Here is a 16,568-nt window from a genome sequence, read left to right as displayed (position 1 = left end):
TAAGATTTTGTTTAGTAACATTAATTAATCCCTTATTAATGAAACAAATATAAAATTATATTACAATTAAACGATAAAAAAATGCTTTTTATCGATAAAATACGTGTTTTTTTGTGAGAATTTATTTCAATAGCTCTAAAAACGCCTGTTCCGAGAGGATGGTAATATTTAAATTTTCTGCTTTTGTACGTTTACTTGGCCCCATTTTGTCTCCTGCAACCACATAACTTGTTTTAGATGAGATAGATGAAGACACTTTTCCGCCATTATCTTCTATGAGTTTTTTAAGCTCATTTCGAGATATACTTACAAATACTCCAGAAACCACAATGGACTTACCTTTTAGCTTATCAGTTTGGCTCGCCAATTTCTCCGCAGAGATTTCTAATTGAACACCAAATGTCTTTAAACGCTCAACAATCTTTCTGTTCTCTTCAAAAGAGAAAAACTCAACAACACTTTCTGCAATACGTTCACCTATTTCATCAACAGTTACCAAATCTAAAATTGAAGCAAACATTAATGCATCAATAGACTTATAGTGTTTTGCTAGTTTCTTTGCTACAGTTTCACCAACATAGCGAATACCTAGAGCAAACAAAACACGCTCAAAAGGGATTTGCTTAGAGGCCTCTACTCCATTAATTAAGTTTTCAGCACTTTTTTCTGCCATTCGTTCAAGCGGTATAACCTGCTCAACAGTTAACTCATATAAATCAGAATAATTTGTGATTAAGCCTCCTTTCACTAAAAGCGCAACAGTTTCACCTCCTAAGCCTTCAATATCCATAGCTTTTCTAGATATATAATGCTGAATTCTGCCAACTACTTGCGGAGGACAACCATTATAATTAGGACAATAATGTTTAGCCTCGCCTTCTAAACGCTCTAGCTGTGTTTCACATTCTGGACAATTTTCAATATATATAGTTGGTCTAGAATTTCCTGGTCTCTTGGTTAAATCTACAGCAATAATCTTTGGTATAATCTCCCCACCCTTTTCAACAAAGACCTCATCACCTTCTCTAATATCCAACTTCTCAATCTGATCTGCATTATGTAACGATGCACGTTTCACAGTAGTACCTGCTAATTCTACAGGCTTTAAATTTGCCACAGGAGTTATAGCACCAGTACGACCAACTTGATACGTAATTTCATTAAGTCGAGTTGAAACCTGTTCTGCCTTAAATTTATAAGCCATTGCCCAACGCGGAGCTTTAGCTGTAAAACCTAATTCATCTTGCTGAAATAAACTATTTACCTTCACTACCACTCCATCAATTTCATAAGGAAGGTTGTGACGATGCGTATCCCAATACTCCACATAATCCAAAACATCGTCAATAGAATTTACCAATTTAGCTTCTTTAGGTACCTTAAATCCCCAAGCTCTGGCTTTATCTAAACCTTCAAACTGTGTTGAAATATTTAGATTATTTCCTTTTATACTATATAACAAACATTCTAATGGTCGTTTTGCAACCTCAGCACTATCCTGCAATTTTAAACTTCCTGAAGCTGTATTTCTTGGGTTTCTATAAGGTTCATCGTCATTAGCAATGCGTTCTTCATTCATTTTAAGAAACCCTTTAATTGGTAAGATGATTTCTCCTCTTATATCAAAACGCTCTGGAAAATCTCCTTTTAATTGCAATGGAACCGTATTTATGGTTTTTATGTTTGCTGTGACTTCATCTCCTTGCACTCCGTCACCTCTTGTAACTGCTCTAACCAACTTACCTTTTTCGTAAGTAAGATTCATAGATGCACCATCATACTTTAATTCGCAAGTATATTGTACGTCTCCATCTACCATTTTTTTGATTCTGGTTTCCCAGTCCAATAAATCTTCTTTAGAATAGGAATTATCTAAAGAATACATTCTAAAATCATGAACTGTAGTTTTAAAATTCTTGGTAATTGCTCCTCCTACACGTTGTGTTGGTGAATTTGCATCAAAAAAATCTGGATTTGCATCTTCTAAAGCCTGAAGTTCCTTTAGTTTTATATCAAACTCGTAATCACTAATACTGGCATTATCTAGAATGTAGTAATTGTAGTTGTGTTGACGTAGTTCGTCTCTTAATTGGTTTATTTTTTGTTCTACACTCATTTACAACCCTTCTTTATTCAGCCATTTTGGTGCTGGCAATGGTTTATAATTATTCATTTGCTCTAATAAGCCATCAATAGTAGCATCTACAACAACAGCGTTTAAATTTTCTTGTTTTAAAAAACCACGCTCAACCATCATTTTACATTGTGCTATTAAAGCATCGTAATAACCATTGGTATTTAAAATCCCAATCGGTTTAGTATGCAAACCTAATTGTCCCCAAGTTGTGATTTCAAAAAACTCATCCATAGTGCCAAAGCCTCCAGGAATGATAATAAAACCATCACTTTTTTCGTACATAATCACTTTTCGATCATGCATATTGTCAGTAACGATTAATTCGGTAAGCTCTGTATGTACAATTTCTTTAGTTTTTAAAAACACAGGGATGATACCTATAACCTCACCTCCACTTTCAATCGTGCCTTGTGCAACTTTACCCATAACACCAATTTTAGCAGCACCATAAACCAAAGTTATATTTCGATTTGCTAAGGTTTGTCCTAACGTATACGCTTCAGAAATAATTCCTTCATCATTACCTAAACTACTTCCACAAAATACTGATATACTTTTCATTTATTTTTTCTTCCTTTTAGCATTCTATCATTACCATTAAGATCTTTAATTAAATCTACGTTTTTAAAATTAGCTTCAACTAATAACTGTTTTGTTTCCTTACCAAGATACTGGTTAATTTCAAAATATAGTTCAGCATTTTGCTTCAAATTATTAACAGCAAAATCAGTAATAGCTTTGTAAAATTGTAGTGGATTATGATTGTCTACAAATAATGCGAGATGCGGTTCATTATTTAAAACGTTGGGTTTTATTTCTTCTTTTTCGAGTTCTCTCACATAAGGTGGATTAGACACAACTATATCAAAATTAGACTCTGCATCAAGTGCGGAATGACAATTCTGTTTCAGAATATCTCCTTCAATGAAAGTGATTTCAACACTATTGATCTCTGCATTTTGCTTAGCAATTTTTAAAGCTTCTTTACTTACATCTAATGCATAGACTGTTGCATTCGGAAGATGTTTGGCTAGAGAAATCGCTATACAGCCAGAACCTGTTCCTATATCTAAAATTTTTAAAGACTTCTCGACTTCGCTCGAAGTGACAGAACGTATTATTAAATCAACTAATTCTTCTGTTTCTGGTCGTGGAATAAGAACATTTTCATTCACTTTAAAAGTTAAGCCATAGAATTCTGTTTCACCCAATATATATTGTATAGGTTTTTGTTGCCTTAGATCTTTTAGCACTTTAAAAAGAGTGTCTGTTTCAGATTTTGTAATCGCAAATTCTGGTTCTAATGCCAATTGAATTCTTGGCATATTAAAATAATGCTCAATGCATAGAAAAAAGAAACTATTCACTTCTACTTTTCCGTAAATAGCATCTAGCTCTGTATGAAATATATTTTGAAGATCTTTTAATAACATATAAACACTCTACAAATCTTTAAGCATCCAAACTTTACACGAATAGTGTCCTGTATTTCCCATTGGTTGGTCTAAAAATTCAAAACCTACCTTTTTATATAACTTTCTAGCATCATCCATATAAGCCATAGTTTCTAAGTAACACTTATCAAAACCAGCTTGTTTTGCGAAATCTAAACACTTTGCCATCATTTTGCTACCTAAGCCTTTTCCTCTTGCCTCTGGCATAAAGTACATCTTCTGTAACTCGCAGACATTGCCTTCGTAATCGTCTAAAGGTGAAATTCCGGCTCCTCCTATTATCTCATTTCCATCTACTACTACAAAGTAGGCATTCTGAGGTTTATCATAAGTTTCTGTCATACAATCTAAAGCTTCATCTTCATAAGCAGTACCAACTTTAGGCACACCCATTTCTATTAAAACAGAACGAATCGCTTTTGCAATTTTAGGATTGTCTTCTAGTTCAATTTCTCGAATAACAATAGTATCTTTACGCACTTAATTTATGATTTTAATACTGAATTTATTTCGGTATGAAGATAGAGATAATTCCCATTTTATGCTTAAAAGAATTTTATTCATTTCGTTATTTTTTACACTAGTTTTCAACTGTACTGTAACAGAACAACCAAAGTTTGTTGGACTTGAAAACATTAAAGTGGTTAACTCTACAGTCCAATCAATTACATTAAGTGCAGATGCATTATTTATTAATCCTAATGATGTAGGTGGTACTTTAAAAACGGACGATTTAAAAGTTTACGTTAACGATATTGAAGTTGCGACGGTAGTTTCAGATGAATTTAACGTTCCTTCTAAAGAAAATTTTAAAATTCCTCTTATTGTTGCAGTAGCAACTGATAGTATTATAGACAAAAAAAGTCTCGGTGGCTTATTAGGTAGTTTAATTTCGCAACGTTTAAAAGTGCAATACAAAGGAGATATTAAATACAAGGTTTTAGGCTATTCTTCTACTTACACAATTGACGAGACTCAAGAAATAAAACTCAAACTTTAATTGACAAACCAAGAAGTCTACATAAAACGTTGTTTAAAAATTGCCAAGAATGGTTTGGGTAGTACGCGACCAAATCCTATGGTAGGTGCTGTGATTGTCTATAATGATACAATTATAGGAGAAGGTTTTACTAGTGCTTATGGAAATCATCATGCTGAAGTAAATGCGATTAATTCAGTAAAGGACAAAACTATATTGTCTAAAAGCACATTATATGTTACACTAGAACCTTGTAGCCATTTCGGAAAAACTCCACCTTGTAGTGATTTAATTACTCAGTATAAGATTCCTGAAGTAGTAATCGGTTGTATTGACGATAATCCCGAAGTTGCAGGCAAAGGCATTGCTAAACTCAAAGCTTCTGACTGCAAAGTTACTGTTGGTGTTTTAGAAGACGAATGCAAAGTACATCATAAGCGATTTTTTACGTTTCATAATAAAAAGCGTCCTTATATTATATTAAAATGGGCTGAGACTAGTGATGGTTTTATTGCGCCTAAATCGAGAGACAAACAAAAACCGGTTTGGATAACAAATGCATATTCACGCCAACTCGTACATAAATGGCGTACTGAAGAACAAGCTATTTTAGTTGGAACTAATACTGTTTTAGAAGACAATCCTAGTTTAACGGTTAGAGATTGGAATGGACAAAATCCCATTAGAGTTGTATTAGACAGAACATCAAAATTAAGTTCTAGTTTTAATGTATTCAATGATGAAGCAGAAACAATAAGAGTAACGAACAATGTTATTGATTACGAGCAACCAATAGCAATTCAGATTTGTGATTTATTGTACAATAGGAATATAAACTCCATCATTATAGAAGGTGGTGCAAAAACACTTCAAACATTTATAGATGAAGGGTTTTGGGATGAAGCAAGAGTTTTTATTGGTTCTAGAAAATTTAATGAAGGAACAAAAGCACCTAAATTAAAAGGACAGTTAATTTCGGAAGCTAAAATTATAAATGATTCTTTGAAAGTTTATCAGAACGATTAAAAAAATTAGATCCTGAAACAAATTTAGAATGACAAATGAATGAGGTTACCACTTTGATGGGAAATAGATATGATTAAAACACTAATATTCGATTTTGGAGATGTCTTTATCAATTTAGACAAACAAGGTGCTATGCAAAACGCTTTAGACATCTTTGACTTAGATACTTTTGAAGATGATATGATTGAGACTAACATTCAATATGAAATTGGAAAGATTTCAACTTCAAAATTTATTGAATTTTATACATCCAAGTTTCCAAATGTGAATAAAACCAGTATTATAGATGCTTGGAACTATATTATTAATGACTTTCCTGAATATCGATTAGATTTCATTAAAGATTTAGCTCAAAACAAAGAATTCAAATTGATTCTGTTGAGCAATACTAATGACATGCATATAGATTTCATTAAACAGAATGTATCGTTCTATGAAGACTTCAAAAATTGTTTTGATGTATTCTACTTGTCTCAAGAAATGCATTTAAGAAAACCCAATGCTGACATTTTTGAATTCGTTTTAAAGGAAAATAATTTAGCTGCTAACGAATGTCTATTTATAGATGATACGAAAGAAAATACAGATACTGCAAAACAATTAGACTTCAATATCTGGAATATAGATGAAACCAGTGAAGATGTGATTTATCTATTCGAAATTAAAAAGGAACTCTTTTGATTTACCTATTACTAAGCATAGCATCTTCAACCTTAATATTAGTTTTATTTAAACTACTAAGTAAATATGATATTAATACGCTTCAAGTAATAGTTCTTAATTATGTTGTGGCTTGTATTTGTGGTTCTATATTCTACGATGGTCAAATTAAACCATTAGAAATATTAAACTCAGAATGGTTTATTGTGGCATTTGCGTTAGGCTTTTTATTTATAGGAGTATTTAATGTCATGGCTCTTACTGCTCAGAACAATGGCCTTTCTGTTGCTTCAGTAGCTAGTAAGATGAGTGTTATAATCCCTATTTTATTCGGAATCTTTTTTTATCATGAGAGTGTTGGTGTTCAAAAAATCACTGGTATTACTTTAGCACTAATAGCAGTTTATTTAACTTCTCTAAAATCAAAAGATAATACCATTATAACAAAATCTATTTATTTACCTATACTATTATTTTTGGGCACTGGTATTATAGATACATCGTCAAATCATTTTGCACCAGAAGGTGAAATGGAATTATTTTTGTCCGCAATTTTTGGTGTTGCTGGTGTTGTAGGCTTAATCCTTTTAAGTTATAAATCCATCAAGCAAAAGAATCCTTTTATAGTAAAAAGTATCCCTTTTGGCATTGCACTTGGAATTATTAATTACGGATCTATGTATTTTCTTTTAAAAGCATTGCGTGTTGATGGTTTTGAAAGTTCATCAGTATTCACAATTAATAGTGTTGTTATTGTAGCTATTTCTACACTAATAGGTTTACTATTATTTAAGGAGCGAATTTCAAATAAAAACTGGATTGGTATTCTCATTGCCATAGTTTCTATTATCTTAGTCACACTTACATAATGAAACCTAAAGACACCTATAAAACCATATCTAAACCTGCTGAAGGTGAACTCTTTAAAGATAAGAATAGTAAATTCTATGGTTATGTCTTTCCTATAACTAATGAAGAACAAGTAAAAACACATCTTGAAGCCTTAAAAAAAGAACATTACTCAGCAAGGCATTTGTGTTATGCATATCAAATTGGTACGGAAACGATTAAATACAGAGCCAATGACGATGGAGAACCAAACAACTCGGCTGGTATGCCTATTTATGGACAGATTCAATCCTATGATGTTACCAACATCTTAATTGTAGTCATTCGTTATTATGGAGGAGTAAAACTTGGTGTTGGAGGCTTAATAAATGCCTATAGAACTGGTGCACAATTGGCATTAGAATCGGCTGAAATAGTCGAAAAAACTATAAACAGAATATTTCAGCTCAAATTTGAATATAAAAACATGAGTAAAGTGATGCGAATTTTGAAAGAAAATCAAATAGAAATCACAAATCAGACGTTAGAACTTAATTGTTTTTTAGAAATATCTGTAAGAAAAAGCAACAGTTCTAAAATTTTAGAACTGTTTACTCAATTTTTTGGCGTAGGCATACATGAATTATAACGAATAATTTCGCAGTTTATCTAAAAGATATTTTGGGCAACGCGTCGGTCTATTTCGTTTCATATCTAAAAATGCAAGAATAGTACTACCAGTTGCCAGTAAAACATCAGATTCATTTCGTAATTCGTAATCAAACTCTATGGATGCTGTTGGCATCTTTTTGAGTGTTGTTTTTACTTTAAGCACATCATCGTAACGTGCTGAATTTTTGTAATTTATAGACAGAGAGATTACAGGCAACATAATACCTTCAGCCTCCATGCCACTGTAACTCAGCCCAAACTCTCGTAACCACTCGGTTCTACCGACTTCAAAGTACACGGCATAGTTTGCATGGTACACAACGCCCATCTGGTCTGTCTCGCCATAGCGAACTCTTATTTTTGTTTCGTTAAAATTCATTTAATTGGGTTTGTTAAGGAAAAAATTCGTAATTTTCACATGATTTAAACATGAGAAAAAAATTCTAAATAATCAATGTTATTAGATTTTTTTATTAAGAATTTTGTTCACATATTTGTCCTGTTGAAAAACAATGAGAGAATCCTAATTCTCTTTTTTTTTGCTAAGCTAACTAACAACGAAAAATCTAACTTAACGAATGGAGATCACAGCGCAATCTGTATGGAGTAATTGTCTCGCCTTTATAAAGGATAATATTCAACCTCAAGCCTACAAAACTTGGTTTGAACCTATAGACGCTGTTAAACTTTCCGGCAATGCTTTAAGCATACAAGTTCCTAGTAAATTTTTCTACGAGTGGTTAGAAGAACATTACGTTAAAATCTTAAAAGTGTCTTTAACCAAAGAACTTGGTGAAGATGCTAAATTGGTTTATGTTATTAAGATGGAAAACACCTATGGCAACAAACAACCGTTTACAGAGAAAATCCCTAGTTCTAATAGAACTGCAGTAAAATCTCAAGATGTTGATGTTCCTTTTAATAATAAAAGTCCAGAATTAAAAAATCCATTTGTAATACCTGGCATTAGAAATGTAAAAATTGAATCACAACTTAATCCAAGTTATAGTTTCGAAAATTTCTTAGAAGGTGATTCAAACAGATTAGCTAGAAATGCTGGTATTGCAGTAGCAAATAAACCAGGTGGTACATCTTTTAATCCGCTTTTAATTTTTGGTGGTGTTGGTTTAGGAAAAACACATTTAGCGCATGCTATTGGTGTTGATATTAAAGATAAATATCCTGAAAAAACAGTATTATATATTTCTGCTGAAAAATTCACACAACAATACATAGATTCTGTAAAGAAGAATAATAGAAATGATTTTATTCACTTCTATCAAATTATAGATGTTTTAATTATTGACGATGTTCAGTTCTTATCTGGTAAAACAGGTACACAAGATGTTTTCTTTCACATCTTCAACCACTTACATCAAAATGGAAAACAAGTTATTCTAACGAGTGATAAGGCTCCTGTTGATATGCAAGATATTGAACAACGTTTATTATCTCGTTTTAAATGGGGACTTTCTGCAGAATTACAAACACCAGATTTTGAAACTAGAGTTTCTATTCTAAAGAATAAGCTTTACAGAGATGGTGTAGAAATGCCAGAAGACATTATCGAGTATGTTGCTAAACATATTAAAACAAACGTCAGAGAGTTAGAAGGGGCTATTATTTCGTTAATTGCTCAATCTTCTTTTAACAAGAAAGAAATAACAATAAACTTAGCTAAGGATATTGTAGAGAAGTTTGTTAAGAATACAAAACGTGAAGTTTCTATTGATTATATACAAAAAGTAGTTTCAGATTACTTCCAGATGGATGTCAATACGCTTCAATCGAAAACACGTAAACGTCACATTGTACAAGCACGTCAATTAGCTATGTTCTTTGCAAAAAAATACACGAAAGCATCTCTTGCCAGTATTGGTTCGCAAATAGGACAACGCGATCATGCAACTGTATTACATGCTTGTAAAACTGTTGACAATTTATCTTCAACAGATAAGCAATTCAGAAAATACGTTGAAGATTTATCTAAAAAGCTAGCACTTTAATCACTTTATTATGACTCGCATTTTAATGGTGTGTCTTGGGAACATTTGTCGTTCACCATTGGCTCATGGCATTTTACAGTCTAAACTTAACGAAGATAATTTTTATGTTGATTCTGCTGGTACAGCAGCCTATCACATTGGCAACCAACCCGATTATCGCTCTGTGAAAGTTGCCGAAAATCATAATCTAGATATTAGTACTCAAAGCGCAAGACAATTTAAAGTTTCAGATTTTGATGCTTTTGATTATATCTACGCTATGGATCACTCCAATTATACAAATATCATCAACTTAACTAGAAATAATAATGATATAGGAAAAGTGAAACTATTCCTAGAAATTAACACTTCAATTGTAAATAAAAATGTACCTGATCCTTACTATGGAGAATTTATTGATTTTGAACATATTTACAACCTAATAGATGATACCTGCAACTTACTTGTAGATGTTTTAAAAGGTTAAAGCGTAGTTGATTACTTACTGTTTTATCCTTTTTTTGTAAATTAGTGGCTAAACCCCTTTAAAACACCTGAAATGAAATTAACAACTACTTTTATTCTCTTTCTTTTATGTCTAACGTCTTCATTTGCTCAAGACTTAGGGCTAGAGTTATTTGTTTCTGGCTTAAATAGACCAGTTAATATTAAGCATGCAGGTGACGATAGACTTTTTGTTGTTGAGCAAGATGGCTTTATAAAAATAATTAACGCAAATGGCACAATAGAAAGTACTCTTTTTTTAGACATTGATAGTCGTGTTAGAAGCTCAGGTAATGAACAAGGTCTTTTAGGTTTAGCTTTTCATCCAGATTATATAACTAATGGTTACTTTTTCGTAAACTATATAAACAATTCTGGTAATACTGTAGTATCTCGATTTTCGAGAAACGGATCAAACCCATCTATTGCTGATCCGAATTCAGAATTTCCAATCTTAAATTTTAATCAACCATTTTCAAACCATAATGGTGGAGATTTAGCATTTGGACCTGATGGCTACTTGTATATTTCGACTGGAGACGGAGGTTCTGGTGGTGATCCACAAGGTAATTCTCAGAACACTTCAAATTTACTGGGCAATCTGCTTAGAATTGACATTGACACAACAACACCTCCTCTAAACTATAGCATACCTTCCAATAATCCTTTTGTCGGTAGTTCTACTGCAAGAGATGAAATTTGGGCTTATGGCTTAAGAAATCCTTGGAAGTTTTCTTTTGATCGTTTGAATGGTGATATTTGGATAGGTGATGTTGGTCAAGGAGAATTTGAAGAAATTAATAGGGCTTCGGGCAGCTCAGGAGGATTAAATTATGGTTGGAGATGTTATGAAGGTAATAATTTCACTACCTACAACAACACAAATTGTCCAAGCATGAGCACAATGACTTTTCCTGTTTCTGAATACAGTCATTTTGATGGTGAGTTTAAATGCTCTGTTACTGGCGGTTACAGATATAGAGGTTCAGCTTACCCAAATTTTGAAGGTTGGTATTTTTTCGCAGATTATTGTAGTGGTGAAATCGGTAACTTAGTTTATAATAGCACTACTGATGCATGGAGTTTTACATTTGAAGTTTTTTCAGGAAATTGGGCTGCATTTGGTGAAGATATAAATGGTGAACTTTATGTATCTTCTTTAGGTGGAAGTATCTACAAGTTAATAGATAATGATCAACTAGGAATAGATGAAAACAACCTGAATTCGATATCTATATATCCTAACCCAACAGAAAATGAATTAAATATTAATTTCAATAATAATTTAGATCTCTCTACTGAGATATTAATTTATGATATACAAGGTAAGATTGTAAAAACTATGAGTCGTAATACTGAAACGATTCAAAAAATTAATACTTCTGAGCTTTCAAGTGGAATCTATATATTAAAAATAAATACCGATAACGGAGAGCAAAGTACTCATAAACTTGTTATAAATTAATGAGCACCAACAAAGGTAAACTATACCTCATACCAACACGTTTAGGTGATAATCCACCACTCGAAGTTTTACCAATTTCAATTAAAAAAATCATTGAGACGATTGATGATTATATAGTTGAAAACGAAAAATCAGCACGTCGTTTTATAAAGCGCGTATCACCTAATAAATCACAACCATCATTAAAATTACAAGTATTAAATAAATATACAACAGAAGCGGAACTCAACACGTATTTAAACATATGTTTAAAAGGGGTTTCTGTTGGTTTACTATCTGAAGCTGGTTGTCCTGCCATTGCAGATCCTGGTGCAGACATTGTAAGTTTAGCGCATCAAATGAATATACAGGTGATACCACTTGTTGGACCTTCTTCAATAATTTTAGCCTTAATGGGTTCTGGAATGAATGGCCAAAGTTTTACTTTTAATGGGTATTTACCAATTGATAAAAGTGAACGAAAATCTAAATTAAAAACATTAGAACGTTTATCATCTGAACACAATCAAGCCCAAATATTTATTGAAACTCCATATAGAAACATGAAGATGCTTGAGGATTTAGCAAATACTCTACAGCCTAACACTAGAGTCTGTGTTGCTTGTGATTTAACACTACCTACTGAGTATATAAAAACGAAAATCGCAAAAAATTGGAAACACAATAAAGAAGATCTACATAAGAGACCAGCTATATTTATTATTCAGAAGGATTAAAGCGTAGCCTTGGCTTTTTTATCAGGGACAACCATAGATGTGTCGTAACCAGAGAATTTTTTCATATAGTGTTTTACAGTAGATCCGTATGCGTCAGCAAAATTGTTCCCTCCATAACTTCGCAAAAACTTTTTAACACTACCTGGACCAGCCAAATGTGCTGCAGCCAAAATACCAGATTCTGTTACCTTCACTCCACCAATTAGCTTACCCTCAAAACGTTTAATATCTTTTCTAAGCACCCATTTGTTACGCTCAGCATTAGCCATAAATGCTTTTTCTTGTAATTCTGGATTATATAAAAATTTATTTGGACTGTATATACCAATAACTTTTAAAGTTTCTGAACCAAACTGATATTTCCCTAAATATCCCAAAGTATTTACTGTAAAATAATCACCTCTAGATTCTTTAAATGCTAATGCTTCCTTAAAACCTTCAAATGACTTTCCTAAATAAGGAGTAAACATATTATGTATAATTGGTTGCTCTTGAACTACCAATGATAAGTCTTCAGAAATATTATAATTGAGTTCTAACCCTTCAGTAGAGTATGCCTCAGGATTAAGAGATGAATCTGGATACAATGCTAATGCAATAAGTAAACAAATCGCAAATGGTAATACAAAATTCTTAACGCTATTTATATTCATAACAGCCAATTTTTAAATAGTAAAATATTTTCCCCAAACTACCTTACTAATTGCGCGTGCAAATATACAACATTTTTCTAAACCCTGAAAATCAATTGTTTAACTGTTAAAATTTTAACTTAAAAGTAGATATAGTGCAGTTTTATCCGACCATTATTATTAAATTCTAATGTTGGAAAAGGAACTTTTATAACGTTTAAAACGCTAAAAACAGATTTTAGGAGGCGAGAATTTGTTTTAATTCGTCTTAAATCAATGTCTAAACTCAAGTAATATTGCCGTGTTCTATTCTGATTTAAAAACAATAGATCGTTGGATTCTCCTGTTAACATACCATCCGCTCCATAACCAAAAGCTATATTCAACCAATTTGGAATTCCTTCTGTTTTTAAGAACGATTTTATATTAGCGCTCAACCAATAGGTTTGTCCATTATAATCTTTTAAGAATTCTTCAGAAAAACCATTTCCCAATTTATCTGGTCGTTGTTGTGCAAAATGAGTTCTATGGAATGAGTATTTAAATAATATGCGCTGCTCGTCCCATAACAACTCCTGACCTACATACAATCCTGTTCCAGCTGCATTGGCAGCCATGTCTGTCCAAGAAAATCCCCATTCTTCAGAAAAACCATCCATGATTTCAACAGCAGTTAAAAATCCTAAACCTAGTGTAGAACCATAAAGCAATTGATCTTTTTCACTAACACCAGCCCAATTTAATGTGTTGGTACCTAAACTACCTAATTGATAAGAAGAAAACACATGACCCAATTTATCCATCTGTAACCATTCCTCACTATCATTTATAGTTTTAAAATTAGAGCGAGGATAATCTGCATACCATAATTGATTTAGACCAACTAAAGTTAATGTAGCTAAAGAGGTTTCAGTTATTACAACAGCATTTCTACGTGATATATCTAGAGAATCACTAGGTTTTAAAAACTGATTGAGTTTAGATTGAGAGTAAAGAATACTACCTAACAAAAAGGCTATATAAAAATAGAGCCACTTCAAACCTTACCTATTTATACCTTGAGACGATAAATACCTTTGATACTCGCGAGCATTATTATTGTGCTGGCTTAGTGTTTTAGCGAATTTATGATAACCTATTCGCTTTGCATCTGCTGCAAAATATAAATAATTATGTTTTTCAGGGTTAAGAACTGCTTTTACAGCTGATAAATCTGGCATTGCAATTAATCCTGGTGGCAAACCTCTATTCTTATAGGTATTATAAGGTGACTCTATTTCCTTATGAATATTAAGAACACGTCTTATTACTGTATTCTTATACTTAGGCAATTGGTATGCCGCAAATTTTAATGTTGGGTCAGCTTGTAAAGGCATACCAATTCTTAGTCTATTTAGATAAACACCAGCAACTCTTGGTTGCTCATCGGCTTGCTTTGACTCTTCATGTACTATAGACGCCAAAGTAATAACTTCGTTTGGAGTAAGCTTCAAATTTTTAGCTTTAATTTTCCTGCTTTCTGTCCAAAACCGATTGTATTCCTTCAGCATTTTATCTCTGAACCCTTCATCTGTAGTATTCCAAAAGAATTCGTAACTGTTTGGCAAGTACATTCCTAACGCAGTTGCTTTTGAGAATCCATTTTCACTAAAGAAGGATTCGTCAGTCATAGCTTCAAGTAAAGCCAAACTATCTGCTTCAATTTGAGTACTTATTCTTCCTGCTAAATCAGCTAAATTATTTTGATTATTAAAAGCAATTTTAATGGGAAGGTTTTTACTTCGGATTGAATTAATAATTTCATTATTATTCATGCCTTTAGAAATAGCAAAACGACCAGCCTTAATATTGCTTGTGTATTTTTTTTGACTTGCTAAAGCATCAAAAGTATTTATATCATCTAAAAGTGGCTCTAACTGTGTCCTTACCTGATCGTAATTCGCATTACTAGGAACATAAATATAAGCAGTCTCATTATTAAAAGCTGTATTAGGCTGAAACATAGCACCATAAATATAGTAAGCCACAACTCCAAAAATAACAAGACCAATTAGAGCTACTGCCCAAAGAATTTTTTTAATGTACATAGTTAATCGTTAATACGTTGTAATATATATTCGTTGGTGTATTGATTGCCATCAAAACTCCAATCTTTTTTTAATCCTATTTTTTTAAAGCCATTGCCTTCAAATAGCTTTAAGCTTGGTAAATTTCTTTCAGAAATATTAGCATAAACTTGGTGCAAATGTAAAGTTGAAAAACAATAATTCACTAAAAGTTCTAAAGCTTCCTTTCCATAGCCTTTATATCTTTCTGACTCACTTTTAATAAGTATGCCAATACCTGCACGTTTATTCTTAATATTAAAATCAAAAACGTCTATAAGACCAATTGTATTGTCATTTTTATCACAAATCGCTAATCTTAATTGTTTGGCTTCAAAAATATCTTGCTGTGCATTCTCGAGATATTGCTTTATCAAAAATCTTGAATATGGTGTTTGAGTATCACTCAATTCCCATAGTGATGTATCATTTTCAATGTCGTAAACGAAATCTAAATCTTCAGGCTCTAAAGCTCTTAAATAGATATGTTCACCTTTTAATGTTACCATTCTAATTCGCCTTTAAAAACTTGAGTTGCTGGTCCAATCAACCAAATGTTATTGTACCCTTTTTTATTAATATTGAAAGTGACCTTTAATTGACCGCCTTCAGTTTTCAAATTAACAGTATTACTTTTCGTTTTTTCACTTTTATACATAGCTAGAGCCACTGCAGTAACTCCGGTTCCACAAGAAAGTGTCTCATCTTCTACTCCTCGTTCGTATGTTCTTACTGCAAAACTGTCATCAGAGATTTGTTCTACAAAGTTCACATTGCTACCTGCTTCATTATATGGTTGTCCATGTCTAATCTTTGACCCTGTGGATTTCACTTCAAAAGTCTTTAAATCTGAAACTAACTCTACATGATGCGGAGAACCTGTGTCTAAAAACGAATGATTTTCATAAGATTCAACTACAGAAACATCTTGCATTTGAAGGTGTACAATATCCTTTTCAATTTTAGTATTATGTAATCCATCAATCGCAATAAACTGAGCAGAATTATCAATAATACCTAAGAATTTTGCAAATGCTGTAATACAACGTCCTCCATTACCACACATACTACTTTCATTGCCATCTGCATTAAAATAGACCATTTTAAAATCTGAGTTTTCATCATTTTCTAATAGGATAAAACCATCTGCACCTATACCAAAACGTCGATCACATAATTCTGCAATACGTTGAGTATTATTTTTGTCAATTTTCTGCAAACGATTATCAACAATAATAAAATCGTTTCCTGTGCCTTGATATTTATAAAATGTCATTGTCATAATTATAGGCAAATATAAGAATAATACACTGTAAATTGACTTGTTAAATACTCGTTAAAGTTGACGTTAAATAGTAGTTAAAACAAATTTTAAATTCAATAATTATCTAATTTTAAACGTTAG

At 32.2% G+C, this 16,568-nt stretch carries 19 protein-coding genes; 9 read left to right on the top strand and 10 right to left on the bottom strand.

What is annotated here, in order from left to right; translation table 11 throughout:
* Positions 1-121 precede the first annotated feature (121 nt).
* The 4 genes from ligA to QZZ53_RS08965 are packed head-to-tail and all read right to left on the bottom strand — an operon-like array spanning position 122 to position 4,071.
* The gene (ligA, locus tag QZZ53_RS08980; RefSeq protein ID WP_296383760.1) at positions 122-2,116 is read right to left on the bottom strand and encodes an NAD-dependent DNA ligase LigA; all 1,995 of its coding nucleotides are present in this window, start codon (positions 2,114-2,116) and stop codon (positions 122-124) included.
* Positions 2,117-2,698: a TIGR00730 family Rossman fold protein gene (locus QZZ53_RS08975; RefSeq protein ID WP_296383758.1), complete on the bottom strand. Its 582-nt coding sequence runs from the start codon at positions 2,696-2,698 to the stop codon at positions 2,117-2,119.
* A complete protein-coding gene (gene prmC, locus QZZ53_RS08970; protein ID WP_296383756.1) occupies positions 2,695-3,570 on the bottom strand; it encodes a peptide chain release factor N(5)-glutamine methyltransferase in 876 nt (291 codons plus the stop codon). The genes QZZ53_RS08975 and prmC overlap by 4 nt, the downstream gene beginning before the upstream one ends.
* Before the next feature lie 9 nt (positions 3,571-3,579).
* Positions 3,580-4,071, bottom strand: a complete 492-nt coding sequence (locus tag QZZ53_RS08965) for a GNAT family N-acetyltransferase (protein WP_296383753.1) — start codon at positions 4,069-4,071, stop codon at positions 3,580-3,582.
* A 61-nt stretch (positions 4,072-4,132) separates the two neighbouring features.
* Between QZZ53_RS08965 and QZZ53_RS08960 the strand changes: the two genes are divergently transcribed.
* From QZZ53_RS08960 to QZZ53_RS08940, 5 genes are all read left to right on the top strand, one after another.
* Positions 4,133-4,591, top strand: a complete 459-nt coding sequence (locus QZZ53_RS08960) for an LEA type 2 family protein (protein ID WP_296383750.1) — start codon at positions 4,133-4,135, stop codon at positions 4,589-4,591.
* Positions 4,592-5,596 carry a bifunctional diaminohydroxyphosphoribosylaminopyrimidine deaminase/5-amino-6-(5-phosphoribosylamino)uracil reductase RibD gene (gene ribD / locus QZZ53_RS08955; protein ID WP_296383748.1) on the top strand — a complete coding sequence of 335 codons (1,005 nt, stop codon included), beginning with the start codon at positions 4,592-4,594 and terminating at the stop codon, positions 5,594-5,596. It abuts the gene before it with no gap.
* Positions 5,597-5,665: 69 nt separating this feature from the next.
* Positions 5,666-6,277 carry an HAD-IA family hydrolase gene (locus QZZ53_RS08950; protein WP_296383746.1) on the top strand — a complete coding sequence of 204 codons (612 nt, stop codon included), beginning with the start codon at positions 5,666-5,668 and terminating at the stop codon, positions 6,275-6,277.
* On the top strand, positions 6,274-7,125 hold the full coding sequence (locus tag QZZ53_RS08945; protein WP_296383743.1) for an EamA family transporter: 852 nt from the start codon (positions 6,274-6,276) through the stop codon (positions 7,123-7,125). Before QZZ53_RS08950 ends, QZZ53_RS08945 begins: the two co-directional genes overlap by 4 nt.
* Entirely contained in the window at positions 7,125-7,733 is a 609-nt protein-coding gene (locus tag QZZ53_RS08940; protein ID WP_296383742.1) for a YigZ family protein, read from the top strand. The genes QZZ53_RS08945 and QZZ53_RS08940 overlap by 1 nt, the downstream gene beginning before the upstream one ends.
* Here QZZ53_RS08940 and QZZ53_RS08935 read toward each other — a convergent pair.
* Positions 7,728-8,135: a thioesterase family protein gene (locus QZZ53_RS08935; RefSeq protein ID WP_296383740.1), complete on the bottom strand. Its 408-nt coding sequence runs from the start codon at positions 8,133-8,135 to the stop codon at positions 7,728-7,730. The two genes, QZZ53_RS08940 and QZZ53_RS08935, sit on opposite strands and share 6 nt — an antisense overlap.
* Positions 8,136-8,334: 199 nt before the next feature.
* Between QZZ53_RS08935 and dnaA the strand changes: the two genes are divergently transcribed.
* The 4 genes from dnaA (at position 8,335) to QZZ53_RS08915 (ending at position 12,426) form a co-directional block, all read left to right on the top strand.
* Positions 8,335-9,762, top strand: coding sequence for a chromosomal replication initiator protein DnaA (gene dnaA, locus QZZ53_RS08930; RefSeq protein ID WP_296383738.1), 1,428 nt, complete (start codon positions 8,335-8,337; stop codon positions 9,760-9,762).
* Between the two features lie 10 nt (positions 9,763-9,772).
* Positions 9,773-10,228 (top strand): low molecular weight protein-tyrosine-phosphatase, encoded by a 456-nt coding sequence (locus tag QZZ53_RS08925; RefSeq protein ID WP_296383736.1) that lies wholly within the window; start codon positions 9,773-9,775, stop codon positions 10,226-10,228.
* A 72-nt stretch (positions 10,229-10,300) separates the two neighbouring features.
* Positions 10,301-11,710: a PQQ-dependent sugar dehydrogenase gene (locus QZZ53_RS08920; protein WP_296383734.1), complete on the top strand. Its 1,410-nt coding sequence runs from the start codon at positions 10,301-10,303 to the stop codon at positions 11,708-11,710.
* A complete protein-coding gene (locus tag QZZ53_RS08915; RefSeq protein WP_296383732.1) occupies positions 11,710-12,426 on the top strand; it encodes an SAM-dependent methyltransferase in 717 nt (238 codons plus the stop codon). Before QZZ53_RS08920 ends, QZZ53_RS08915 begins: the two co-directional genes overlap by 1 nt.
* Here the strand turns inward: QZZ53_RS08915 and QZZ53_RS08910 are convergent.
* The 5 genes from QZZ53_RS08910 to dapF all read right to left on the bottom strand — a co-directional run bounded on the left by QZZ53_RS08910 (position 12,423) and on the right by dapF (position 16,445).
* A complete protein-coding gene (locus QZZ53_RS08910; RefSeq protein ID WP_296383730.1) occupies positions 12,423-13,079 on the bottom strand; it encodes a peptidoglycan-binding protein LysM in 657 nt (218 codons plus the stop codon). The two genes, QZZ53_RS08915 and QZZ53_RS08910, sit on opposite strands and share 4 nt — an antisense overlap.
* A 119-nt stretch (positions 13,080-13,198) precedes the next feature.
* Positions 13,199-14,098, bottom strand: a complete 900-nt coding sequence (locus QZZ53_RS08905) for a DUF2279 domain-containing protein (protein ID WP_296383728.1) — start codon at positions 14,096-14,098, stop codon at positions 13,199-13,201.
* A gap of 3 nt (positions 14,099-14,101) precedes the next feature.
* Positions 14,102-15,145, bottom strand: a complete 1,044-nt coding sequence (gene mltG, locus QZZ53_RS08900; RefSeq protein WP_296383726.1) for an endolytic transglycosylase MltG — start codon at positions 15,143-15,145, stop codon at positions 14,102-14,104.
* A 2-nt stretch (positions 15,146-15,147) separates the two neighbouring features.
* Positions 15,148-15,672, bottom strand: a complete 525-nt coding sequence (locus QZZ53_RS08895) for a GNAT family N-acetyltransferase (protein ID WP_296383725.1) — start codon at positions 15,670-15,672, stop codon at positions 15,148-15,150.
* Entirely contained in the window at positions 15,666-16,445 is a 780-nt protein-coding gene (dapF, locus tag QZZ53_RS08890) for a diaminopimelate epimerase (RefSeq protein WP_296383722.1), read from the bottom strand. Before dapF ends, QZZ53_RS08895 begins: the two co-directional genes overlap by 7 nt.
* Between the last annotated feature and the right edge of the window lie 123 nt (positions 16,446-16,568).

Origin of the sequence: Winogradskyella sp., from assembly GCF_016744625.1 — a bacterium.
Classification (GTDB): domain Bacteria; phylum Bacteroidota; class Bacteroidia; order Flavobacteriales; family Flavobacteriaceae; genus Winogradskyella.
This window is presented reverse-complemented; position numbering and strand designations above follow the sequence as displayed.